The organism is Bacillus clarus (assembly GCF_000746925.1).
Taxonomy (GTDB): domain Bacteria; phylum Bacillota; class Bacilli; order Bacillales; family Bacillaceae_G; genus Bacillus_A; species Bacillus_A clarus.
In genome coordinates this window covers 255,449-279,421 of sequence record NZ_JMQC01000011.1, presented here as the reverse complement: position 1 = coordinate 279,421, position 23,973 = coordinate 255,449, and the positions used below count along the sequence as shown (strand labels likewise).

Below are 23,973 nucleotides of genomic sequence, written 5' to 3'. Positions count from 1 at the left end.
GTTAGTAAAGTTTGCTGCATGCATAGGCTGATTAACATCTCCTAAATAATGAAGTGATAATCCTAAATAGAAAAATGCATTTTTCAAATCTTTCTTTTGATAGGCTTCACCAGCTAATTTAAAATACTTTGCTCCTGTTTCTTTTGCATGTTTGGCAAGTGGAAGATATGTACCTCCTGTATCAGGATCATAGAAGTGTGAAGCGAATGTGCCATTATCAAAGTACGGATTTTCATAATCAGCAGAGTAAATGCCTTTTTCTAAATTAGCACGCCATTCATTTAATAGAGATATCTCATTTGGCTTCACAACAGTCTTATTTTGGGCCATAACTTCAATGGCTCTGTTTACAATCCATAAATGAGTACTTACTCCTTCATCATGTATGGCTTCCGCGGACCATTTATGACCAAAGGATATCCCATGTTGATGGTCATTTTCATGTGCAAACGCCACACTTTGAATAGGGGCTGATAAAGCAATTACTGAAGCTAAAGCAACAATTTTTCTTTTCATAAATATTCCTCCATTTGACATATAATCTAACATCACCCTCATGTACAATCTTAGCATTGACTAGTAAGGAAGTAGATTCTTTTTTCTTTATATGTAAAATTACATATTTTAATCCGAGATTACATTGCGGTTAATGTATGTATAATATGTAAAAGAACAAAATCATTTTATTTCTTTTGATCCAAATTATCGTGATACAATAATTACAGATAAAGGGAATTTTTGTGGAGATTGTTTATCTTTCATTACAAGATTTCATTTTAAAAAGTAAGTGAAGAAGAGGCAATAATACTTTCCAAAGAAAATAGCTTAAAGAACATTAAAGTGTAGAGTAGAGATCATTAGAACCGGGCATGTTCTTAAAAGAGCATCGACGTTGTGTAAAAGATATTATAAGTTATTGCAATAGACTCACATACAACGGATTCTTAGAGTCTTATACGAAAGAATTTGAACCCAATACCTTTATCCTACCGCACATGGGATATGCGCATATTGAGGGAAGTCATGATAATACAAATGGAAACTCAAAAATAGGGAGGTGTGATTCGAAACCAATCTTATAGCTTTTAATGGTAAAATATAGATAGTGATATTAATAATCTATTAGGAGGAAGGAATTTATGAAGGCGACTGGAATCATGCGTAAATATGGTAGTTTTACTATTCTTTGAGGTTTCAGGAATTACAGTTTTTTGCAATTTTCCTGTAATGATAATTAGTACCTTTTGTATAGGTTATTTCTAAATCCATTATTTGAAAAATAGAGCTGAAGATATCTATTCTAATAATGAACCTTAAATGGAAAGTATTAGGTTAATACTTGTTTATTATCTTAGGAGACAATAATTTCGGAGGGGAAAAGATGAAATGGGGAATAGAAGCAATAAAAAATACTGAAGTTAATGGTACTGATATCTATAAGAATTTAAATATTGGAGAGGGGTATCAAAGTACTTCATGGACATATTTATCCTTATCCTACCTTCAAGATTTTTTTGAATCATCGGGACTGAGTAGAGATACGATATTGGAACTGCTCCCAATTAGTTTTAAGGGAATTATATGGAACTTTTTAGAGGATGAGGATGTTGAGTTTATACGCGCGCTTACGAATCCAAAGAGATGTTTGGAAATTCTAGAGGAATTTAGTCTTATGGAAGCAGCTGTTACCTATGAACCGAGCATGGAATTTAAGTTGGGGTGGTTAAAAGAACGCTGGGAAAAAGGATACTATGTATTTGCAAATGGTTAAGAAAGTACATAAATGAGGATGAAAAGCTGAGGGAGAGAGATACGATTCATATAGCGATAGAGACCGTCCTTTTTTAGTTTTACAAAAATATTTAGAAATAAATCCCAATATAGTTCTGTTAACCACATCATCCATTTTGGGAGCGACAATTCCTGATATTTGTTATCCTGAATCTATTAGGAAGAAAGGTTACCTTATTCTCTGGGATTATAAATGAGGCGTTTGATCACCTTGTTTTAACGCATATTTTAATTTTTTTATTCTGTATTATGGCTTTGCTATGGTATTTTTAGTTACCTTGCACTAGATATCGGAAGTGCTTTTTAGCATTCGATCTTGTTGTTGAGAAGGATTCATAGGGAGAAGAAGGTTCCATGTGAAAAATGTAAATAAAAAAGCTCTTGAACTAAATTACTTGAGTTCGAGAGCTTTTTTATTAGACGATCGTTTAGAAATCGATAACAACAGAAGTGAACGTTCTATTAAACCGTTTGTAATTGTGAAAAAAATTGGATGTTCTCCAATACATCGCGAGGTGCTAGAGGAAGTGCCATTATGTATAGTGTGGTTGAAACTGCAAAAGAGAACAATTTAAGTCCCTATCATTATCCTCGTTATTTGTTTGAAACGCTCCCAAATATCGATTTAAACAATAAAGAGGAAATTGATAAAGTCTTGCCGTGGTCAATGGATTTACCACCTAGTTGCAAAGTACCGAAAAAAAGTGAAGCAAACAAAAAGTAACTCTAAAATCAACCTTTATTGTATATGTTGGAGTTACTTGACGTTTATGGAGAGGATATATTCGTGCACAGATAATTTTAAGAGTATGCCAGGAAATCTTTGGTTTATCAAGAAAAATTAAAAATGGATTATATAAAGAAGCTTCTGGAGGGGAGGAATATTAAGTTACAAAATATATCATATAGTAGAGGGGAGATTTTAGTAAAAGTTGAACAATACGATGGTTACTACATTTTCAATTAGGAAGGAAAGAACATGAAATTTCTATCTCGTTTTGTCCGACATTTCCACCGTTTGCAGTGGAAACTGACTTTGTTTTATGTATTAACAACCATTGGCGTACTATTGACACTTGAAGTGATGGGCTTTTTTATTTCACTTAGTTTAGTGAAATATAATGCGGACCGAATGTTTGAACAACAGATCAGTATACAAGCCCAAAATATATCTTCTAACTTTAACGGACCATTTATTAATCAAAATCAACTGAAGAAAGCCTTAGAAGATTGGCCTATTGAAGTAGGGACTAAATTCGATGGATTTTCTGCGGTCATTGATTCTAATCGGAAATTACTTACAAGTGCTGGAGAGGATGTGCCTCAGTTTATTGATTTTAAAGCAGAATTTCCAGCGAAAGTTGATCAGCATATATATACAGCGTTGTCACTGAAACCATCTGAAGCGCGTAAATTAAAAACATATAGTTACTATAAAGATGAGATTTTATATATTGTTGCTCCATTAGCAAATGAGAAAGATGTTCTTGGGGTATTAGTGGTTAAAGCAGAAAACATACATTTTTCTCTCTTTGATTTTTGGGAGGCTACCTTTCAGTTTTTTGGATTTAGTATTTTGGCTTTCTTTATTGGTGCAGCAATTGTTGGTATTACTTTTGGAATTATTACATCTCGAAGCCTCGTTCGTCGTATCCGAAAAATATTAAATTCTACAGATCAATGGAGTCATGGGGACTTCACAACATTTGTGCAAGATCCTTCAAAGGATGAATTGGGGCAGTTGGCACGTAAGCTGAATCAGATGGCGAAACAACTACGTACCTTATTTAAAGTCCGTCAAGATTTAGCTACACTAGAGGAACGTAATCGATTAGCTCGTGAGCTACATGATAGTATTAAGCAGCAACTATTTGCTACATCAATCTGGTTGAATACTAGTAAATCCCTTATTGGAAAAGACGAAGACAACGCTAAAGAGCATTTGTTAAAAGCAGAAAATGTGTTACATCAAACGCAGCGTGAGTTAAGTGCATTGATTCAGGAATTACGTCCTGTTGCACTTGAGGGGAAAGATCTAGCACATGCATTAAAGGATTATACGACGAGGTGGCAAGAACAAACTAGTATCAAAGTTAATTTGGAGATAAGTGGACAGCGACAAGTATCCCCCATTATTGAAGAGACATTCTTTCGTATCACACAGGAGGCACTGAATAATGTTGCACGTCACAGTCAGGCAAATAAGGTAATAATTCATCTAGATTGTGAAGAAGTTGTAACTCTTTCTATTTATGATAATGGTTGCGGGTTTGATATTCAAAGGATAGATCGACAAGGTGTAGGGTTGTCTTCTATGCGTGAACGGATTCATATGCTAAAGGGGTACATTGATATCCAAAGCGAGATGGAGAAAGGTGTGAAAATTACTGTTCAATGTAAGCAACCAGATAGTCAAGAAGGTAACAAGCCAAATGCCAATTGCAATTTAGAAGAGGTGGTAGAAAATGGGGAAGAAAGATCCGATTTCGATTTTAATTGTTGATGATCATGCCATTGTAAGACAAGGATTGAATGCTCTATTTACAATTCAACCTGAATTTCAAGTAGTTGGAGAAGCAGAAGATGGTGAAAGTGCTATGGCTCTAGCTACTGAACTTGTACCAGATATCATACTAATGGATTTAGTGATGCCAGGTATCAATGGTGTAGAGGCGATTCGAAGAGTTAAGCAAGTTAGTCCTCATTCTCAAGTAATTGTGTTGACTTCTTATCATGAGAATGAGTACATTTTTCCAGCATTACGTGCAGGAGCAATATCATATGTACTAAAAGACATTGAGCCTAATCAATTGGTTGAAACAGTAAGGAGAGGTGTACAAGGTGAATCCATTATGCATCCACGGGTGGCTGCACGGGTTGTTAATGAGATTCGTGCTACGAAACAGGTATCTCCCAATCCGTTTTCCGAGCTAAGTGAGCGAGAATTAGAAGTATTAAGATTGATTGCTAGGGGACTCACGAATGCTGAAATTGCTGAAAGGCTTTTCATTAGTGAAAAGACAGTTAAAGGACATGTTAGTAACATTTTAAGTAAGCTCCATATGCTTGATCGTACGAAAGCTGCTGTTTTTGCCTGGGAACAAGGGTTTATGCGTTCGAATCAGGAAAAAAATGATTAATATAGATTAGAAGATTTTTTGTACCAATTCCATTATGCGGAATTGGTATTTTTATTTTTCAATATTTCCAGGTTGTTACCTTACAAATGTAATTATGGAATTTCTACACTAAACGGATCCATAGAACTGTTTATAAACAGTTCTATGGATCCGTTTCAAATTAGCTTTCTTATCATAATATGAACTTATTCATCAATATACACTGGGGAGGTGAAGAATATGGTTTTTAAGTTAAATCATATACGACGGTCGAAAGATCACGATTCACAAGGTACATTGAAAGACAGGGTGGAAAAGCGGAATTTTTTACTATCAAATTGGTATCGGTGGATTACCTATATAACTGCAGTTTGGTCCATATCTTACGGGTTTATGGGAGCTTATGGGGCTTTAGGAGGCGCGGGATTTCCTTTTGGTGAAAATGATCCCAGAGGGTTTATGATGGGATCATTTTCACCAAATATACAATCAGATGTGGGAGGAATAACAATTGCTTGCATCGGGTGGCTTGGATCAATCGTTGCATTGGCTACAATCCGAATATGGGGAGAAATAATTCCACGTGCAATCCTGCTCATCTTCGCATGGATAATGTGTATCACCTTAGTATTTGTGATTCCCGATGTCCGGGTATTACAGAATTTCGCTTATTCATTCATGCTATATTTTCAACTTATCGATTGGCCTGTCATAAATCAACTTCTATGTATGGTAGGAGGATTTTTATGGGGAGCGACAGCTTTAACTTATCAGCGGCGGAGCAGAGGAGCATGTGTGATTTGTGGGCGAAAAAAAGAGACTCAAGATAAATCAATTGCCGGAAATAAAGTTGGGAAATATGCGACCTATATTGCTATCGTTATGGCACTTCCTTATGCGATTGTTCGTTTAACGTGGGCTGCAGGGATCCCATTGGGGATGAGCAATACAGCAGCAACGACAATTAGTAACCAGTCACTTGCAGAACGTATGATAGAGGCTGTTCTGGGTGGATTACCTATATGCGGTGCTATTCTGACATTGGGGCTTATCCAAAAATGGGGAGAAAGGTTTCCTCATTGGTTCTATTATTTGGGTGGAAAACGCGTTCCTATTTGGTTCGCGGTGATACCAGCAACATGTGCATCTGTTCTCCTCATTCTTGCAGGATTAAAAATAAGCCCGATTATCATTTCGAAAATTTCGGACGGTTCCATCAATACTGGAAATTGGGGAGAATTAGGGCCATCACTATTTTGGCTTCCATGGGGAATAGCATTAGGGCTAGCGACTATTTCTTACTGTCAAAGGAGGCGAGGGCAGTGTAAATATTGTAGAAGGTTCTAGCATTATCACTTTCTAAAAAAAGGAGTTGTTCTTTCGCGATGTCAAATACTGAGAAGAAAAGCGAAAACGGAATTCATATTTTTAGATGGTTATCATTATGGCCCAAATGGATTGGTTATACGTCAGTTGTTTGGTCGTTGATGTATTTGATATTAGGCCAGTATTGGGCATTGGGAGGAAAGGGGTTTCCATTTGGAATAGGGGATCCACAATCTGAATACTCAATGCTAGCTGGTTTGAAGCCTGAAACTGGTGCACCTATAATGGTTGGCTTTGGATTTTTTGGGGTCATTGTAGCTGTCATGATGATCCGTGGCTGGGGCAAGGGCCTGTTACGAGTAGTATTACTCATATTTGTGTATATGTTAGTAGCGATTTTATTATTTGCGGTTATTGACTACCGTGTTTTAGCGTCTGCAGCATATGGGTTTATCTTTTTGATTGGAGCGCCATTTGATTTTCCGCATGGAGTTAAATTTTTTGAACAGATGATGTATTGGACGATTATAAATCAATATATAAGTATGCTAGGAGCTTTTCTATGGAGTGCAACTGCCCTAGTCTATCAACGTCAAACACGAAATGCTTGTTCGTATTGTGGCCGAAATAGTAATCACTCAAAATGGACATCACAATCCTCAGCAGCATCTTGGGGGAAATGGTGTACTTACATTGCCATAATAATTCCTATCTGTTATTCCATAACAAGATGGTGTTGGGCGATAGGTATTTCACTGGGGACTACCAAAGAATTGCTTGATTCCTTTGAGCGTGATTCACCTGGAATTTGGTTAATGGGCGCATCCTTGGCTACCGTAGCTCTCGGAGGGGCAATTCTTACGCTGGGACTTATTCAGCCCTGGGGAGAAATTTTCCCGCGTTGGTTTCCGTTTATTGCTGGTAGACGTGTACCTCTTTCATTAGCCATTATACCTGCTTCACTGGTTTCCATAATGGTTACTTCAGCTGGCTTGATGTACATCCGGGGGTTTATTAATAAAGGAGGCCTAGATCATAGGGGATGGGCATTGGAAGGTCCAGAATTATTATGGCCCATTTGGGGATTGGCTCTGTTTGGTGCTACGATTGCTTACTATTATCGGAGACGTGGTATGTGTAAATATTGCAAACAGGTTATAAAGTGAAACTTTAATCAGTGGGGATTTTCTCCATCCCCCACTTAACTTCTTTGCTTTTGCTGAATTTTGAGGTGTGGGCTTACTGCCCGCGAATAGCAGGATAAATACGGAGTTACAGGAAAACAAAGCTCTTTTACGTTTTAAATAATTCAACAAATTTTGGAACGACGTTTTATACAGTAACAGTTTTATAGGATAGAGGATTAATAACTTGAGCAAAAAGAACTCGGTATTCACTTCCTTAACATACATACTAGTTTGTTAATTATAGACACCTTTGGGAGTTTGTATATAATTAATTTATTTTAAAACTTGAAAAATATCAAAATATGTAATTTGTTTGACGATTTTGACAAAAATATTTAATATTTGTAATTTTTTGTTTTATAATGGTAATTGGGTTTATTGTGATTATTCTAAATATTACAATGAAAACTCAAGTTAATTTAGGGAGGTTTCAAAATTGGGAAAAAGAGTTATCGTAAGAGTTTTTACATTATTATCAGTACTGGCATTATTCCTTAATGTGTTTCTACCAAGGGCTAGTGCAGAAGTTATGACTCACGAAAAGTATTCGATGGATTGGAGTTATAGTAATCAATTTGTAAAGTATATTAGAACTGAAATGATTAAAAATTCAAGTGGTCAGATTGCATATTGCTTAACTCTAGGATTAAAATCACCAAATGGAGAAGATCTACCTGAAATGGGGAAAACCGATAATGTGGTATATCGAGTATTATTAAATGGTTTCCCGCAAAAGAGTGCAGAACAGTTAGGAGTTGCGAATATACAAGAGGCACATTATGCAACCCAACTTGCTGTATGGAATGCTTTAGGACAAATCGATGTAAATGAGTTAAAACATGCGAATAAAAATGTAGAAAAAGCGGTTAAGGCTATTATTGATGGTGCTAACAGAAGTGAAGATACACAAGATATTTTTATGAATGTTATTCCAGCTGAAAAGCAAAAGGCGGAATTAAAAGGGGATTTCTTTGAAACAAATTTATATACAGTTCAAACGAATGCAAAAAGCGGCATTTATAAAGTTATAACAAAAGCGGCTCCTAATGGTGTGAAAATTGTAAGTGAGAATGGTGAAGTGAAAGATCAACTTTCTGTCGGTGAAAAATTCCGTATTCAAATTCCTAAAAACACAAAAACGGGTGAATTTAACTTAAGTGTGTCTGCTAATTTGACTAAAGTTCAAGCAATCGCTTATCGCGGAACTGATACAGTTCAGAATGCTACGGTATTATTAGAAAGAAACGAGGAAAAGCTTAGTAGTGATCTTGCTGTAAATTGGGAAGCTGCAGGTTCTTTAAAAGTGAAGAAAGTTGGAGAAAATGGTGAATTGCTAGCTGGTGCAATATTTGAAGTGTTTAATGCAAATAACGAGTCCGTTGGTAAAATCACTACAAATAATGATGGGATTGCAGAACTGAATAATTTATCTATCGGTACTTATATTATAAAAGAGATCAAAGCACCAACAGGATATGTGTCAGGTGATAAACCACAAACTATTGAAGTGAAAACAGGCGAAACTGGGGAAATTCAAGTCGTTAACAATAAAGTAAAAGGTAATATCGAAATTAAAAAGCTAAGTGATTCAGGTAAAGTTTTATCTGGGGTTGAATTCACAGTCTTCTCTGAAGACGGAAAAGAAGTTAAAAAAGTAGTAACAAATGAAAATGGAATTGCTAAGGCTGATGGGCTTACATATGGTAAATACTTTTTCTTAGAAACTAAAACACCAAACGGATATATTGTAAATAAAACGAAATATCCATTTGAAATTAAAGAACACAATAAAACAATTACTTTTACAGTTGAAAACACTCAGGTTAAAGGCAGTGTGAAACTATTAAAAGTAGACAATGAGGATATTAGTAAGAAGCTAGAAGGAGCAATATTTGAACTGAAAGACGCTAGTGGTAAAGTAATCGGTGAATACAAAACAGATAAGAACGGTGAAATTAACGTTAAAGATTTAGCATATGGTAAATATTCATTTGTAGAAAAGGCTTCTCCAAACGGTTACGTTCTTGTTACAGAACCTATTTCGTTCGAAATAAAGGAACATGGGAAAATTATTGAATTACTAGCGGTTAATCATCTTATCAAAGGTGGATTTGAAATTACAAAAATAGATGTAGCCGATGGAAATAATAAGCTTCCAGGTGCAGAATTTACAATTTACAATGAAGCAGGAAAAGAAGTAGTAAAAGGAAAAACAGATGATAAAGGTATCGCGAAATTTGAAAAATTACCGTTTGGTAAGTATACATATAAAGAAACAATCGCACCAAATGGTTATGTAGTAAATGAAGAAACATTCTCGTTCGAAATTACAAAAGACGGTGAAATTATTAAACATGTAGTAGAAGATAAAAAGATTACAGGAACATTAGAAATTACGAAAGTAGATGTAGCCGATGGAAATAATAAGCTTTCAGGTGCAGAATTTACAATTTACAATGAAGCAGGAAAAGAAGTAGTAAAAGGAAAAACAGATGATAAAGGTATCGCGAAATTCGAGAAATTACCATTTGGTAAGTATACGTACAAAGAAATAATCGCACCAAATGGTTATGTAGTAAATGAAGAAACATTCTCGTTTGAAATTACAAAAGACGATGAAATTATTAAACATGTAGTAGAAGATAAAAAGATTACGGGAACACTAGAAATTACAAAAGTAGATGTGGCAGATGGAAATAATAAAATTCCAGGTGCAGAATTTACGATTTATAATGAAGCAGGAAAAGAAGTAGTAAAAGGAAAAACGGATAAAAACGGTATCGCAAAATTTGAAAAACTACCATATGGTAAGTATACGTATAAAGAAACAATCGCTCCTGAAGGATATCTTATTAATGAGGAAATATTCTCATTTGAGATAAAAACAGATGGAGGAATCATTAAACATACTGTAAAAGATCAAAAGAAACCAGTTACTCCGGGTACAACACAACAGCCAGAAGATAAAACACCTTCAAAAGAGAAACCGAACGACCAGCCAAAAGAACAGCAGCTGCCTACGAAAGAGGTTGAATCAAAATTTGGATGGTTACCGAAAACGGGTACTAACCTTGTAAGTTGGATTTCAATTGCAGCTGGAGCACTATTATTAGTCATTGGTGGAGTAGTATTCTTAAAGCGTAAAAATGCATAGAAATTAAAAGATAAGCACACCTACTTGTTCAAATAAGAAGGTGTGCTTATTTGTTTTCTATAATAAAGATCAAATGGATAGGATTCTATGAACGCTTTGTATAATTGTAGATTTAATGTACAGATTGTTCCACTTGTTTTTGCTTTAATCGTTGTTCTAAAACATGAATCATAAAGAAGAAATGTTCCGCCTTCCTTATAACATGATTAGCTAATAACAGATTAATAGCATTTCGAATTTGACATGTTTGAATCAGTTCTAATCCAGCCTGTTTCAAATTTCTTAACTCAATGGTGCATTTTCACTATCTTTATTCATTTTTCTAATAATTCGATATGTAGGTTCTTTCATAGCATTGATTCAATGTCCCTACCCTGGTTGAGAAGAACTTCAAAATCATCACCAAATTTTGAAGCAGTATGAACTAAATTCCTCTCCGATTGATTGAGTAACGAAGCAGTAAAATGGGAATGTTCTATCATAATTCTTAACCAAAATTGATTCTCGGTTAAAGATCTTTCAATAAAAAGTTGTTCTGTTAATGATTCAGGTAATGCTGCTTTCAATTCAGGTGGTAGAAGCATCGCACGTTGAGGATCCATAACAAAATGACCAGGAACAGGTTGATCTGTAGACATGAGAATCACTCTTTAACCCTTGAAAGTCTATACTCTGCTATGTATATAAAAAAAGAGATAATATAGGTAGAGGGTATAAGCATTTTTCTAAAGGTTTTTAATGATTCGAACAAAAAACGACTTTTTAAGAAAACAGGAATTTTTCACATAAAGATTATTTATTACCTGGGGCGGGTTGATCCACTCCCTTAATACGGTGTTTATGCCCATTATCTTCTGTCGTATAAAAATCATAATAATGAACATGCATCCCGTTTCCAACTGGAATTGGTGGTCCAGAGTATGCCTTATAATAGTGCGTATGTCCATCCTCAAACATAACATAGCCTTCTGTATAATGAACATGCCCGCCATCCTGTGATGAAATCGGTGGAGATGTGACATCTAAACATTGATGTACGTGCCCAGCTTCAACAGATGTATAATCCACTGATCCATGGTTATGATTCGGCACAAATCCAGAAACAAAATCAGCTTTTCCTACTCTGTTCATTCTCCTCATTCTCCTCATACAAAAAATAAAATCTATAACTAATATGCTTTCATTATCAAAATAATTACTATCTATTGAGTAACTTTTGGAAGCATGTTGTGGTTCTCCATTACAAGGTCTAAATCTATAATAGGTTTTGTACTTAGATTATTGACTGAAATACTGCCAACATGTTCAATGGACAATAATATTTACTAAAAATATATTAATACTTTAGAATTTCTTTAATTTTCATTAATTTTTGTTTAAAGTTATCCATTATATTTATAATGTGTTTATTTAAATTTATCGTATTGAAACAGGGTTTCACATGGATAAAAAGCAATCCGAAAAAATAAGGTCCTCTTTAAATTAAATATACTGTTTTTTTGCGTCTTTTTTCTATTTACAGCGGTCATTATGCAGCTAGGAAAAGTACAACTTATTGAAGGGGGATATATAAGAATTTAGTTAAAAAACGAGAGAATGCGATAATTAGTATTCCAGTTCTGCGCGGGAAAACTTTTAATTGAGAAAGTGAAATGGTAGTTAATAATAGTGCTTTTCGTACGATTACATATACAAGAATGAAGGAGGGAAAATCAGAAGATATTCCAAAAGCAGCTAGAAATCATTAAAGTATCGTAAGTAGATTTAAATAAGCTAACTGAAATAGATAAGAAAGATTTTTGGATGCAACTAAATAAAGAGAAAACTCAAAAAAGATTACTAAAAAAGATGAATGGAATTTGCAAGGGAAAACATGAAGGGAAAGCGTTTGATAAAAAATACAGGATTTAAGACGAAAATATGTTACAGAAGAAGAGCTCAAGGAGTTGAAACTACAAGATTTAAACGTGTTAGTAATTAAGAATAGAATGAGTGGAGTCTTCCAAATGACATTTCAAATTATCAAAAGAGATATGCCGGAGAAAGAGTATGCTATGGTTAGTGAAAACTTAAGTGAATTCCCAAGCGTTGATACGGCAATTGACTGAGAGCGTAATTACGTAAATGGTGACAAATGAAAACGATGGAGAGAGGAAATAAAATGAATATAGTGAACTTACGTCCTAAACAGCGGTCTAAGTATCGTATTAGACTAGGAACATGGTATTACTCTACAAAGAGGTACATTCAGTGGTTAACAGACGGAAAAGCATACACAAAAACGTTCCAACAAGAAAAGTTACCCTGCACAGCGATTCAACACCGAACGATACTACTTCGCAAGCTCAAAGATGTAGATATGTGGTATCAACAGAATAAAGTTGTTAATTTAAAGATTGCCATTAAACAGCTAGATGGTATCGTCATTAGACCGGGAGAAACATTCTCTTACTGGCGTTTAATAGGTAAGCCTACGAGGAGGAAAGGGTATGTAGAAGGTATGATACTACATTATGGATCTTTTCAAGCAGGCATTGGAGGAGGGCTTTGTCAACTTTCAAATTTAATATATTGGATGACCTTACATACACCTTTGATAGTAACAGAGCGATATCGTCATAGCTTTGATGTCTTTCCTGATTCCAAACGGACCCAACCATTTGGAAGCGGAGCGACTTGTTCCTATAACTATTTGGATTTACAAATCAAAAATGAAACGGACCAATCGTATCAACTTCACCTTTATATCACAGATAAGCACTTAGTTGGTGAATGGAGAACTGTCTATCCGCAGCTTTATCAATATGAAGTCTATGAAAAAGAAAACTCAATTCAATCTGCATACTGGGGTGGTTATATACGACATAATGTTATTCATCGTAGAGTATATAATCAACAGAAGCAGTTTATAGAAGATCAATATGTAACGGAGAATCACGCTATAATGATGTACGAACCACTATTAGCTTGTAATAATGAGGAAAGTGAGTAATATGGCACACCAGTAGTTTATCCAGTTGTGGTGCAAAAAATAATGTCATTGTGTGCGCCGAAATTATTTAAACAAATAGTGCACCTAATATTTATATATTTATTTTTAAAAATGAATTGACTAAATTTATTTCTTTCAGTTGTTACCTTCTCAAACTTATCTACTTCAGTAGATTCTTTCAAATGAATATTTTTAGATAATATTTATAACATAAATGTACATTACTGTTACGGTACAAATAATCCTTAGCATGGGTTTTATGTTAGTGCGTTGGCTGTACCCCTATGTGTATAGGTATACAAAAAAGCTTAATTAAAATGTGTAATTTATTATAAAGATCAAAAAATCTACATTTGTTTTATAAACTGTCCCAAAAAGTAAAGTTTTTGAAATGAAATTATTTAAGGGGAATCACAGTATAATATTATACGTTTTTAATGTTCCAAAAAATGAATGTAGAAATTTGATTTATATATGTAGAATAGGGGGGAGAATCTGTTTGCATGTCCTGATTGTTTTTATATACAATAAAAAAAGAAATAACATTAGGCAGGGAGATGAAAACCTGTGTCCAATCAACAATTAGTAAATTTACGCATTGATTTTGCCTTTAAACAATTATTTGGCACAAATGGTAGTGAAGATATTCTAGTTGCATTTTGAAATGCCATGTTGCAAGATTCCTTAGAATCCCCTATTGTTTCTCTACAGATAGCAGATCCACATTTACATCGAGAGCATGAAGAAGATAAATTATCTATTTTAGATATTTCAGCAATATTAGATACAGGAACAAAGGTAAATGTAGAAATACAGTTAAATAATAATCATGACATGATTAAAAGAAGCTTATATTATTGGGGAAGACTATATATATCAATTACAAAAAGGGATGCCATATAGTTCTCTTAATAAAACGATCACCATTAATTTATTAAACTTTGTAATGTTTCCAGAATATGAAGCATTTCATACAACAGGAATCCTATGGAATCAGCAACAACAGAAGATTCTTTTGTGAAAATTATATGCGAAGGTTTACCGAGGAATGATGAATATACGTAAGCTGACTAGGAGAGGGATTATGAATATAGAGAATGTAGAAGTAGATGGGGGAAATATTGCCGTCGTGAGAAGCAGTAAGATATTAATATGTGATGTTCAGGCAGCATTGGATCTTATGGCAACCGTACAATATGAAGCAGGATGCAATCGCATCATTATAAACAAATCTCTACTAAGCGAAAGTTTTTTGATTTGAAAACACGCCTTGCAGGCGAAATCCTTCAGAAGTTCATCAATTATCGAGTGAAGGTTGCATTTATTGGAGATTTTTCCGTGTTCAAGTCAAAGCTTAAAAGATTTCATCTATGAATGTAATATCGGAAACGATTTCTTTTTCTTACCAACCGAGCAACAAGCGATTGAAAAGTTAAGCACGTTGAAGTAGATGGTGGAAAGAGTATATTAAACCCCGTAGGTGCAGAGTAAAGTAAGTATTATACTAGACTAACCAGTTAATAAAAACAATAATCTTCCACAACTAATCATAATTGTGGAAGATTATTGTTTTTAAATGATTTTATTGTTGTTTATTTTGGGTGGGGCAGCTAAGATACGTGTAAAACTTGGTCACAAAGATACATTATTTACGAAAAAATGTTTTTCGAGGGTATTTGTTACATAAACGTTTGTTTTTGTTACGTTTTGTATTTGAAAATATGAAATGTCCTAACCATTGAATTAGTTGTAACAAAATACTGTATCAAAAATCATCTGTAACAGTATTCATAAAACACCTTTTTGTTACACCGAAATCTAATGATGGAAATAAAATACAGCCTATGACCAAAAATTACACGTATCTCGGCTGTACCCCTTCATGTTTCTAAGCCTCGTGTGATAATCAGTCTGTCCAAAATTAGAATATCTTTATCCACCAATTGTTTGGATTAACGGTATAAAGAAAGATTCCGATAGGAATCCTCACTTTTTTTGTAATTTATCACTTTTTGCACCAGAACCATAAAAAGCTCTGCTATAAAACAGAGCTGAAAAACGAAAAGATATTTACCTACTATTCTCTTAATGAACCATCAGCATTAAAGTAATAACTTTTTCCATCAATTGTGTAAGAACCATTTGCAATCATATCTCCCCAATTGCTAAAATAATACCATTTCCCATTAATTTGTTTCCAGCCTTTTTCCATAACTCCTGATTCATCTAGATAATACTAAACAGAAGCTATCTGTTTCCAACCTGTTAGCATTGCTCCGTTCTCATCAAATATATACGTTTTTCCATCGATTATTCTTTTACCTGGGTTAACCATAGCACCTGTAGGATAAAAGTAATACCATTTTCCGTCAATCTGTTTCCAATCTGTCACCTTACTTCCTGATTCGAAATAATACCACACTGAATCAATTTGTTTCCAATATCTTCTTAAAAATAATAAATTTATGTTATATTTATAACAAAAAACTAGAACAAAAGTTCTGTTTTGTGGTAAAATATTCATATAGAAGTTGTTAATGAGCGGTGAGAATCTAGAGTGAATTAAGTAGGTAAAACTATAAATTTTTATGGAATCAGCTGATACTATTTATATAAACGTGATAAATAGTATTAGAGAGTATAGCATCTATAATGATTTTTAATCCTATTAATGAGAAAAGGTGATAAATAGAAATTATCTTTCCTATAAAAATTAGTGAGAGTCAAATTTATTTACTTTAATATCATGATTATCAATAGATATAGAGAATTAAATTTATTAATCGAAATGAGGCGTATTTAATTGAAATAAATTTTAGGATTCCTAGTAATTTTATTAGGATAGTCCGTTTTTTTTACCAGTAGAAAAAAGGTAAAAAGTATTCAAATAAAAAAAGTTGTCATTCATTTATCTCAAATCAATGATCCAGGTAGTGGCTGGTAATACGAAGCATATATTGAGTTATAGAAGTATTAAATGGCATCGTTTTGAATGAGGCGATGTCATTCCTATGCTTTAGGTAGATTCGCTTTTTATACATATTATAAAAAACTGAAATAATGTGAAAGAAATCACAAAATTCTATGGTGAACATGGGGGATTTGGGATGAATAAACAAGAGTTAGCTAAGGAAGTAGTAAAGCTATGGTTAAAAGGGGGAAACAAAATTAACACAGAGGAAATTGTAAAAGCATGCCTTTTTGAAACATACAAAGAAAAAAAGATAGCCCAGTGAGGGCAGAGCCATCCTTTCATGGATATTCGTGAAAGGGTGGCTGTTTTTGTCTAAAATTATACATCTTCTTAACTTGATGGCTATGGGACAATGAGATAGTCTTTTTGCTTAGTTACTTTTTTTGATTTTATATAGTTTACATACATTTCTAATTGTTCCCAGGCTTTTTGACGTTCTTCTTTTGGAAGATTTTCTATTAACTTTAGAATATTCTTACCTTCTTCAGTTACAGTTTTATATTCTTGTTCGGTTAGCTCTGGATCATCAGATCTACCTAGAAGATAATCAGTTGTAATATTAAAATAATCAGCTATCTTTTCTAATGTTTCACGACTAGGCGTTTTCTTACCTTTTTCGAAATAAGATACGGCCATTTTCGAAATTCTAATAGCATTACCTAATTGCTCTTGGGTTAGCTTATTATTTTTTCTTAGCTCTTTGATTATATTTCCAATCATTTTTTAACCTCCTCTATAGAGAGTACCAATCCCTTAATAAATTATAAAGTAAACAATACGTTTACTACAAGTGATATTTATTTCTATAATCCTTAAAAAAATCCTTTGTATAAATCATAGATTTACTTGTTTTTGAATTAAGATTAATGGAGGACTTAGTTATCTTTAAAAATTGAAGATAACAGAATAACTTGTCAAGATGTTTACAATACAGTAGGGATAACTAAAATGTGTGATTAACCCTTGAACTAATCACCACTCAACGTCCTCATGGATTGTTTGAAGTGGAATAACCTACGGTTAAAAACAAAGTCGTTTAGTGGGAAACGAATGTCGGAAAACGATAAAAGCCCCCGAAGGAGCTTTGTATAGCTTATTAATTAACTTGAAATTGATTGCTGTACGCAAATTTTTTTCAGCACGAAAAAAGGTCACTAATTTTCCAGAAGTATATATATCGACCAATATTTATTGGTACGATTGAGTAGTTTAGTGATTTGTTAAGGTTAATTTATTATTTAGTGATTTGGAATAGACTACCATATGAGTACTCATAGCCAATTCTTCCTTCGAATTCAAAAGTGTATTGCAGCACAACAACATAAGTTCCGGGGTCATAAGCGGTTGTGATAGGAGTTGTAAATGTAGCTGTATATTCATCTGGGTTAGAGTCTGTAATTGTTTTATAGCGATGCAACGAACCATCTTCCAACACACGATAAATTTTAACAGTAGCTTCATCTCCACCCCCAATACTATCGTTGATTGTGATTGTTTGGCCGTGTTTTTTATTTCCGACGGAAAGATTTGAATCTAAATTGATATTATGATGTAATTCTAAATATGTTTTAAATGGCCAATCATCTTGAATAGCTGCTTGTACTTGTGTTGTTGGTTTTATCAATTCAACAGCTGCAAATCCTCCAAATGCTAAAGCTCCTGCTAATACTACTTTGCTAAATTTTCTCATTCTATTTCTCCTTTTAATTTTTCTCAATGTTTTTGAGTAGTTTATGATGGCTTCAACATGTTTCATTAGATAGTGTTTTGTCGCCTTTCTAAATCATTATCTCCATCTATTATTTAAAATTCGTTATATGTTAATTTTATCCTTCAAGAAATACATAATAATTTAATTGAAGGGAACCCTCCTATGGGGACTGGAACAAAACATCTCTTTCATTCGCATACTAAACATGAATGGAGGAGGAAATTGAATATGAAATATGATGAGTATGAGTGAGTATAGATATGCGAGAGTAAACAAGAAGATTTTTTGGTTATTAGTACAGCTATGTATTGGTATCGTAAAGTGGATCATCTAGAATATAGGTTAGACATAATTATGTTATTCTATGAAAATAACGATAAAGATTTATAGATTAAAAACATGTTGCGTTGAAATTTTCTAGTAGCAAAGGCAAGGTATGTTATGTATGTAACGAAAAATATCAAAAAGAAGGAAAAGTGATAAACATTTTTCACCCATTATTAGCAAGTAACAAATTTAAGTGCACATGACATTCAATCTTAAACTTGACAATTATTTCATTACAAATATATAGTAAATATCGTAAAGTTTTGGTAATTATTTTGAGATTAAATTAACGGAATTTAATGAGTGATTCAATGTGTTAGATGAACTTTGGAATCATAGGGGATTAGTTTTTGTAGTCATTTAGTTAGACAGGTTGGAAGGTAAAGGGGATTTTATATGCTTGAAAGATATTTTGAGGGTGAGTATGAAAGATTTGAAAACCGACTTCCTCAGTCGTTTACTAGTGAACTAGTTTTAAAACAAAAAAATAAAACGTATAAAACGAATGTATGCATATGTTATTCTTCATCAATTAATCAATACTTAGAAACAGTAAAATATTTGCATCCAAATGAAATGGCGTATTTTCTTACGCTTAAGTTTGAAAAAAGGGTGGAAAGCTACTTAGCAGGTAGATACGCGGCGAAAAAGGCTCTTTCAGTCTTTATTAAAGATCAAGGACTTGATGAAATACTAATTACGCCAGGAATTTTCAATCAACCAATTGTAGTCCATTCTAGTGTAAGGAATGGACAAGTAAGTATAAGTCATTGCGATAGTTTGGGAGTTGCCATTGCTTTTTCAGAAGAAACACCTATGGGAATTGATATTGAAAGAATTAGTATTGATAACAAAGATATATTGGAAGCTCAAATGACAGTAGGGGAAAAGAGATTAACTAAGTTGCTATCATATCCTGATGAGACTATATATACTATTCTTTGGACTGCTAAGGAATCTTTATCGAAAATTTTAAAAACGGGTCTAACAACTCCTTTAGAAATCTATGAAATTAATAAAATTGAGATTCATAATGGTGTTGTATATAGTTATTATCAAAACTTTTCTCAATACTGCACAGCTTCTATAATATTTGGTCAATATATAAATTCAATCACATATCCTAAAGGAACAGACCTGAGTCTAGAAGATTTAATTGCTATATTGAGAATGATGAATACGAAAAGTTAAAATCATGAAATTTGAAATTCTACTGTTAGCGTTTTTATAGTACAAAAGACACTCTTAAGAGTGTCTTTTGTACTTGATTCATGATTAACCCTTACTAGAATGAAAAATAGCTTTATAATGAGTTATCAATGAAGAATCATCATATACTATATAAAAAGAAAAATACAATTCGCTTAATCGCAATAGTAATAGTAAGCTTTTATTGAATTGATTGCTTGTCTTACAATAAAGTCATAATATGCGATATCATGAGGATAAAAATCTTCCTTAGTTATGAAGTGAACCCGGATAGTGGTACATGAAAAAAAGGGTACATTACCCGGAAAAAATAAAGTGGAAAGTAATTAAAATGAAAAAAGAGGGCTATTCAAATCGTACGATTATGGATGCCTTCAATCGTGAAATTATTAGTTGTGTAAGTAGTGAATCGCAAACTCTTACGTTAGCGATGAAGACATTAAAAAAAGTAATAAGAGGGAGAACGGCAAAAGGTGTCATCTTTCACTCGGATCAAGGAAGCATGTATACTGCAAAGGAATTTCAAGTATATGCCAAAGAAAAAGGCATTATCACAAGCATGTCCCGGAGAGGAAATTGCCATGATAATGCCGTGATGGAAAAATTCTTTGGATACTTAAAAGGCGAAGCTTTCTACTCACAAGAGTTAACAAAAGTATCCAACACAACTGTGCGAAAGATTGTGCTAGAATACAGCCATTACTACAATTGTGTGCGAATTCAAGAAAAATTAAACTACCTGTCTCCAAAAGAATATAGAGAACAGATAGTTTAGGTGTTTTAATCTATGTCCCGTTTTTGGGGTTCACTTCAGAATACAGAAGGTTTCTACTAACGAGGTAGTTACCTCTATGTTTTAATTTGCACCTGTGTAAGGTGCTTTTTTTATTGTACAAAATGGACTTTTTAAAGGGGAGTAAATGTGGTAGACAAGTGTAATAACAAAAGTCCAGATTATAACAATAGCAATTATCACAGGCGTTGCTGTAATCAGCATGGCATCTCATTTGTTGTTAAAGAAATATAAAGGAATGTTTTTCCTATATTACAAACGATATTTACAAAATCCTGATAAATAAGAGGACTTTTTATATTGCATGTAACAGTAAAATTATTACTATAAGGACCAATAATCATTTTCATTCTTTTTTTGTAAGTCCATAAATATATTTACATTTTTATTTGTGCTAGATTGTTTTTCCGAATAAACTTCGTTTTACTAGTCGCTAAATATCATTAAATTTATCTGGAAATTTTTAATTTAAAACTAGAACACAAGTTCTATTTTGTGGTAAAATATTCATATGGAGGTTTATAGTGGATGGAAAACTTAGCGTTAATTTGTTAGGTAAAACTATAAATTGTTTATTTTGTAGGATATGGGAGCAAGAAGTGTAATAGGTAAGAGCGAGAGCTCTTTTTCCAACAGCAAATTTAATGAATGAAAAATGAATATGGTTAAATAATTTAGTTCTAAAAGGAAAGTGGAATTAACTAGTCGAAGTGAGGTAAGGAAAATTGAAAAAACTTTTTATAATTCTAGTGGTTCTATTAGGAGTATCCATATTCGTATTAAAAGAACAAAATACGGATTATATAACACAACAAAAGGTGAAGCATTTGGCTAGAATGAATGATCCAGGTGGTGGTTGGTAATACGAAGAATACCATGAATTATTAACACTTAGAATGACATCGTTTTGCATAAAGCGATGTCATTCCTACGTTTTACAGGAATTCGCTTTATATATATTTAACAAAAAAGCGAAACAATGTGAATGGAATCACAAACTATGTGTTGAATATGGGGGATTTGAGATGAATAAACAAGAATTAGCTAAAGAAGTAGTAAAGCTATGGTTAAAAGAGGGGAAAAAAATTAACACGGAGGATATTCTAAAAGTTTGTCTGTCGAAAGAATATATAGAAAAAATCCAGTAGGGATTTTTTCTATATACGTTCAATAAAATTTTGGAATAAATATATATTTTATGGACAAATTTTTTTATCGATTTTGTATAAAAAGACTTGAAATAAACCTTAAGTTTACTTATAATAAGAGTATGGATAATGGAAGGAGTAATCACCTTGCAAAAATTAAAACGAACAAGAATTGAAAAAGGATGGACTTGTGAAGAGGTTGCTAATAGAGTTGGGATAACGAAAATGCATTATTGGTACATAGAGAATAATAAAAGAAAACTAAAAATAGATTTAGCAGTAAAAATTGCAAACGCGCTTGAAGAGGATCCTAAAGAACTTTTTTTTTAACAACATTAGTAAACCTGTGATTTATAAAAGTGGAGGGATAGATATGGCTGTTACAAAAAGAAGAGAAGATATAGTTAATAATTTGGTATTTATAGAAGGAAATACGATTGTTACTGACAGCTTGACTGTTGCTTACATGTTGAAGAAAGATCACAATTCTGTGATAAGTACTATTGTAAATCACATTCAAAAATTAAGTGAAGCTGGGGAAAGTGATTTTTCACAAGCTAACTTTATCAAGTCAAGTTATACAATTAAAGGTATAGATTACCCTAAGTTTACACTCACAGAAAATGCATTTGCATGTATACCGATGGACGACATACATGCAGAAGCATTAAAGGTGAAGATTAAATTTTTAAAAGAGTTTAAGCATGTAAAAGAGAAAAATCAGAATCGGAAAAAAATACCGATGAAGGTTTTACACAGAATTCAACAATTAGAGACAGAAGTAAAAACTCTAGAACATCGTATTAATAGTCTTGATACTCTGAGTACAGAAAGCTGTCTACAACAACGTTTAAATAAAATGATTCGGCTCCTGGCGTTCAGTGAAGGTATTAGTTTTCAAAAAGCATGGAGAGTATTTAGATCGGTGTATAACAGAGCATATAGGACAAACTTAAAATTGAAAATGAATAACTATAAAAAAAAGAACGAAATAAAACGAATAACAGCTCCTCAATACTTAGCAATTACAAATCAACTAGAAAATGCAATAAGAGTAGCCGATAAACTGTTGAATATAAAGAATGCAACAGCATAAATAAAATGAATTTACAAAGGATTTCTTTCAATTATACGTAAAAAACAAACGGGAGAGTATTTAAATATGGCGTTCAGAAATGGAATCTTACCACATCATGAGGAAGAGGCTAATCATTTGCTGTATCTTTTAAATTACACAGTAAAAAAGCAAGTAGCAGCTTTACAAGTGAAAGATAGAGAGGAATACATGAAATGGTTAGCCAGAGCTACAGTGGCCCGTGAACAGTTAGTGGATTTATTTCGCAAGGGAAAATATGGAAGTTGATTCACTGTTTGGAACAGAGGGATAAATTGTATAGCAATTCTTCAATTGTCAAATCTCGTATATTTAATGTGAATATTAATAAGTTCCTAGATATTTTAACGGATAGGAGATATTGAAAGTGATAGACAATCCAATAATAGACAATCGATGTGTGAATTCTGGAGAGACTGATTATCTAGCATATTGCGAAGGTTGCCAGGGTGAAATTTATTTTGGTGAGGATTATTATGACTTTGATGGAGATTATCTTCATTGTGAAACGGAATGTATTAAACAATATGTTGAAAACTATTCTATAAAGAAAGTAGCAGGTGAATAAAATGAATTTAGATGAAAAAGTCGATTTAGAAAGAAGAATTTTTATAAGATTAATTAATAAACATAAACAACAGCAGGATATATTTTCAACAGCAATGATTCTTGCATATGAACACGGTTTACAAGTATTAGAAGAAGTGTACGAATTAAGTAAGCAGGATACAGAAGAGGAGTATCCCTTTTAAACTAATTGAACTACCCGCCATTTATCTATGCTTGAGGTAGGGGATTCCTACGAACACTAGCGTATCCACCATTTATTTTAGTAGGCTCAACCCGTAGTTCCTACGGTGAAATGAATGTATTTGTACATAGGACTCACAGGCCTCTTAATTGGCGTGGTTTCGCTCTACTTCGGTAGGTGTGAATGGCGTTGAAGATTTTCCATTGTAGACTTCCTACAACAACCTCATATCTTCAGTTTTTAATGAGAAATCTGTACAAAGAAATTATACGGCAGAAAAATATGTGTTGCTATGCAAAAAGTCAATTCATCTCCTACCTATTTGTTGGTGCGATACACCTTCACACAAATTGAGGAAGGAGTCTTCTTGGTTAAGA

Annotated in this window: 24 protein-coding genes and 6 pseudogenes; 20 read left to right on the top strand and 10 right to left on the bottom strand. The window is 33.2% G+C overall.

Features of this window, described 5'->3' with window-relative positions; genetic code table 11:
* On the bottom strand, nt 1-516 hold a 516-nt coding region (locus DJ93_RS29265), incomplete at its 3' end, for a phospholipase C (RefSeq protein WP_042985105.1).
* Nucleotides 517-1,381: 865 nt separating this feature from the next.
* Between DJ93_RS29265 and DJ93_RS29260 the strand changes: the two genes are divergently transcribed.
* The 7 genes and pseudogenes from DJ93_RS29260 to DJ93_RS29230 all read left to right on the top strand — a co-directional run bounded on the left by DJ93_RS29260 (nt 1,382) and on the right by DJ93_RS29230 (nt 10,577).
* Nucleotides 1,382-1,771 (top strand): hypothetical protein, encoded by a 390-nt coding sequence (locus DJ93_RS29260; RefSeq protein WP_042985103.1) that lies wholly within the window; start codon nt 1,382-1,384, stop codon nt 1,769-1,771.
* A gap of 427 nt (nt 1,772-2,198) precedes the next feature.
* Nucleotides 2,199-2,515 (top strand): annotated as a pseudogene (locus DJ93_RS29255) (IS66 family transposase); the annotation flags it as partial.
* A 255-nt stretch (nt 2,516-2,770) separates the two neighbouring features.
* Nucleotides 2,771-4,294, top strand: a complete 1,524-nt coding sequence (locus DJ93_RS29250) for a sensor histidine kinase (RefSeq protein WP_042985100.1) — start codon at nt 2,771-2,773, stop codon at nt 4,292-4,294.
* Entirely contained in the window at nt 4,257-4,931 is a 675-nt protein-coding gene (locus DJ93_RS29245; protein ID WP_042985098.1) for a response regulator, read from the top strand. The genes DJ93_RS29250 and DJ93_RS29245 overlap by 38 nt, the downstream gene beginning before the upstream one ends.
* Nucleotides 4,932-5,150: 219 nt before the next feature.
* Nucleotides 5,151-6,257, top strand: a complete 1,107-nt coding sequence (locus DJ93_RS34315) for a hypothetical protein (protein WP_042985095.1) — start codon at nt 5,151-5,153, stop codon at nt 6,255-6,257.
* Between the two features lie 38 nt (nt 6,258-6,295).
* Nucleotides 6,296-7,402 carry a hypothetical protein gene (locus DJ93_RS29235; RefSeq protein ID WP_042985093.1) on the top strand — a complete coding sequence of 369 codons (1,107 nt, stop codon included), beginning with the start codon at nt 6,296-6,298 and terminating at the stop codon, nt 7,400-7,402.
* A 457-nt stretch (nt 7,403-7,859) separates the two neighbouring features.
* The gene (locus DJ93_RS29230) at nt 7,860-10,577 is read left to right on the top strand and encodes a SpaA isopeptide-forming pilin-related protein (protein ID WP_042985090.1); all 2,718 of its coding nucleotides are present in this window, start codon (nt 7,860-7,862) and stop codon (nt 10,575-10,577) included.
* Between the two features lie 112 nt (nt 10,578-10,689).
* Here DJ93_RS29230 and DJ93_RS31935 read toward each other — a convergent pair.
* The 3 genes and pseudogenes from DJ93_RS31935 to DJ93_RS31930 all read right to left on the bottom strand — a co-directional run bounded on the left by DJ93_RS31935 (nt 10,690) and on the right by DJ93_RS31930 (nt 11,893).
* Nucleotides 10,690-11,215: pseudogene (locus DJ93_RS31935) on the bottom strand (DUF2935 domain-containing protein).
* A gap of 154 nt (nt 11,216-11,369) precedes the next feature.
* A complete protein-coding gene (locus DJ93_RS29220) occupies nt 11,370-11,708 on the bottom strand; it encodes a YmaF family protein (RefSeq protein ID WP_042985088.1) in 339 nt (112 codons plus the stop codon).
* Nucleotides 11,709-11,779: 71 nt separating this feature from the next.
* Nucleotides 11,780-11,893 carry a GrpB family protein gene (locus DJ93_RS31930; protein WP_241484424.1) on the bottom strand — a complete coding sequence of 38 codons (114 nt, stop codon included), beginning with the start codon at nt 11,891-11,893 and terminating at the stop codon, nt 11,780-11,782.
* An 845-nt stretch (nt 11,894-12,738) separates the two neighbouring features.
* On the opposite strand from DJ93_RS31930, the gene DJ93_RS29215 reads away from it, so the two are divergent.
* The 3 genes and pseudogenes from DJ93_RS29215 to DJ93_RS29205 all read left to right on the top strand — a co-directional run bounded on the left by DJ93_RS29215 (nt 12,739) and on the right by DJ93_RS29205 (nt 15,019).
* On the top strand, nt 12,739-13,569 hold the full coding sequence (locus tag DJ93_RS29215) for a VanW family protein (protein WP_042985087.1): 831 nt from the start codon (nt 12,739-12,741) through the stop codon (nt 13,567-13,569).
* A 567-nt stretch (nt 13,570-14,136) separates the two neighbouring features.
* Nucleotides 14,137-14,584 (top strand): annotated as a pseudogene (locus DJ93_RS29210) (Rpn family recombination-promoting nuclease/putative transposase); the annotation flags it as partial.
* Nucleotides 14,585-14,653: 69 nt separating this feature from the next.
* Nucleotides 14,654-15,019: pseudogene (locus DJ93_RS29205) on the top strand (DUF4180 domain-containing protein).
* Between the two features lie 627 nt (nt 15,020-15,646).
* Here the strand turns inward: DJ93_RS29205 and DJ93_RS34575 are convergent.
* The 4 genes and pseudogenes from DJ93_RS34575 to DJ93_RS34965 all read right to left on the bottom strand — a co-directional run.
* Nucleotides 15,647-15,721 carry a hypothetical protein gene (locus DJ93_RS34575; protein ID WP_259300284.1) on the bottom strand — a complete coding sequence of 25 codons (75 nt, stop codon included), beginning with the start codon at nt 15,719-15,721 and terminating at the stop codon, nt 15,647-15,649.
* A pseudogene (locus DJ93_RS34570) lies at nt 15,719-15,793 on the bottom strand (hypothetical protein); the annotation flags it as partial. The pseudogene DJ93_RS34570 and the gene DJ93_RS34575, both read right to left, overlap by 3 nt.
* Before the next feature lie 12 nt (nt 15,794-15,805).
* Entirely contained in the window at nt 15,806-15,961 is a 156-nt protein-coding gene (locus DJ93_RS34970; protein ID WP_196777067.1) for a choline-binding protein A, read from the bottom strand.
* A gap of 9 nt (nt 15,962-15,970) precedes the next feature.
* A pseudogene (locus tag DJ93_RS34965) lies at nt 15,971-16,093 on the bottom strand (hypothetical protein); the annotation flags it as partial.
* 583 nt (nt 16,094-16,676) lie between these two features.
* Between DJ93_RS34965 and DJ93_RS34560 the strand changes: the two are divergent.
* Nucleotides 16,677-16,805 (top strand): hypothetical protein, encoded by a 129-nt coding sequence (locus DJ93_RS34560; RefSeq protein ID WP_259300286.1) that lies wholly within the window; start codon nt 16,677-16,679, stop codon nt 16,803-16,805.
* A gap of 80 nt (nt 16,806-16,885) precedes the next feature.
* Here the strand turns inward: DJ93_RS34560 and DJ93_RS29200 are convergent, their stop codons facing one another.
* Both DJ93_RS29200 and DJ93_RS29195 read right to left on the bottom strand, forming a co-directional pair.
* Entirely contained in the window at nt 16,886-17,263 is a 378-nt protein-coding gene (locus DJ93_RS29200) for a helix-turn-helix domain-containing protein (protein ID WP_042985086.1), read from the bottom strand.
* A 514-nt stretch (nt 17,264-17,777) separates the two neighbouring features.
* Complete coding sequence (locus DJ93_RS29195; protein WP_042985084.1) at nt 17,778-18,233, bottom strand: DUF5065 family protein; 456 nt, start codon at nt 18,231-18,233, stop codon at nt 17,778-17,780.
* Between the two features lie 744 nt (nt 18,234-18,977).
* On the opposite strand from DJ93_RS29195, the gene DJ93_RS29190 reads away from it, so the two are divergent.
* From DJ93_RS29190 to DJ93_RS29160, 9 genes are all read left to right on the top strand, one after another.
* The gene (locus tag DJ93_RS29190) at nt 18,978-19,772 is read left to right on the top strand and encodes a 4'-phosphopantetheinyl transferase family protein (protein ID WP_042985082.1); all 795 of its coding nucleotides are present in this window, start codon (nt 18,978-18,980) and stop codon (nt 19,770-19,772) included.
* 298 nt (nt 19,773-20,070) lie between these two features.
* Nucleotides 20,071-20,565 (top strand): DDE-type integrase/transposase/recombinase, encoded by a 495-nt coding sequence (locus DJ93_RS29185; RefSeq protein WP_420911802.1) that lies wholly within the window; start codon nt 20,071-20,073, stop codon nt 20,563-20,565.
* A 743-nt stretch (nt 20,566-21,308) separates the two neighbouring features.
* Complete coding sequence (locus DJ93_RS32990; RefSeq protein ID WP_161785284.1) at nt 21,309-21,446, top strand: hypothetical protein; 138 nt, start codon at nt 21,309-21,311, stop codon at nt 21,444-21,446.
* Nucleotides 21,447-21,608: 162 nt separating this feature from the next.
* Nucleotides 21,609-21,731: a hypothetical protein gene (locus tag DJ93_RS34555; RefSeq protein ID WP_259300282.1), complete on the top strand. Its 123-nt coding sequence runs from the start codon at nt 21,609-21,611 to the stop codon at nt 21,729-21,731.
* 129 nt (nt 21,732-21,860) lie between these two features.
* Entirely contained in the window at nt 21,861-22,061 is a 201-nt protein-coding gene (locus tag DJ93_RS29180) for a helix-turn-helix domain-containing protein (protein ID WP_042985081.1), read from the top strand.
* A 43-nt stretch (nt 22,062-22,104) separates the two neighbouring features.
* Nucleotides 22,105-22,827, top strand: a complete 723-nt coding sequence (locus DJ93_RS29175; protein ID WP_042985079.1) for a Rha family transcriptional regulator — start codon at nt 22,105-22,107, stop codon at nt 22,825-22,827.
* A gap of 66 nt (nt 22,828-22,893) precedes the next feature.
* A complete protein-coding gene (locus tag DJ93_RS29170; protein WP_052109797.1) occupies nt 22,894-23,094 on the top strand; it encodes a hypothetical protein in 201 nt (66 codons plus the stop codon).
* A gap of 118 nt (nt 23,095-23,212) precedes the next feature.
* Nucleotides 23,213-23,413, top strand: a complete 201-nt coding sequence (locus DJ93_RS29165) for a hypothetical protein (protein WP_042985078.1) — start codon at nt 23,213-23,215, stop codon at nt 23,411-23,413.
* Between the two features lies 1 nt (nt 23,414).
* Nucleotides 23,415-23,597, top strand: coding sequence for a hypothetical protein (locus tag DJ93_RS29160; protein WP_042985076.1), 183 nt, complete (start codon nt 23,415-23,417; stop codon nt 23,595-23,597).
* The last annotated feature ends 376 nt before the right edge of the window (nt 23,598-23,973 follow it).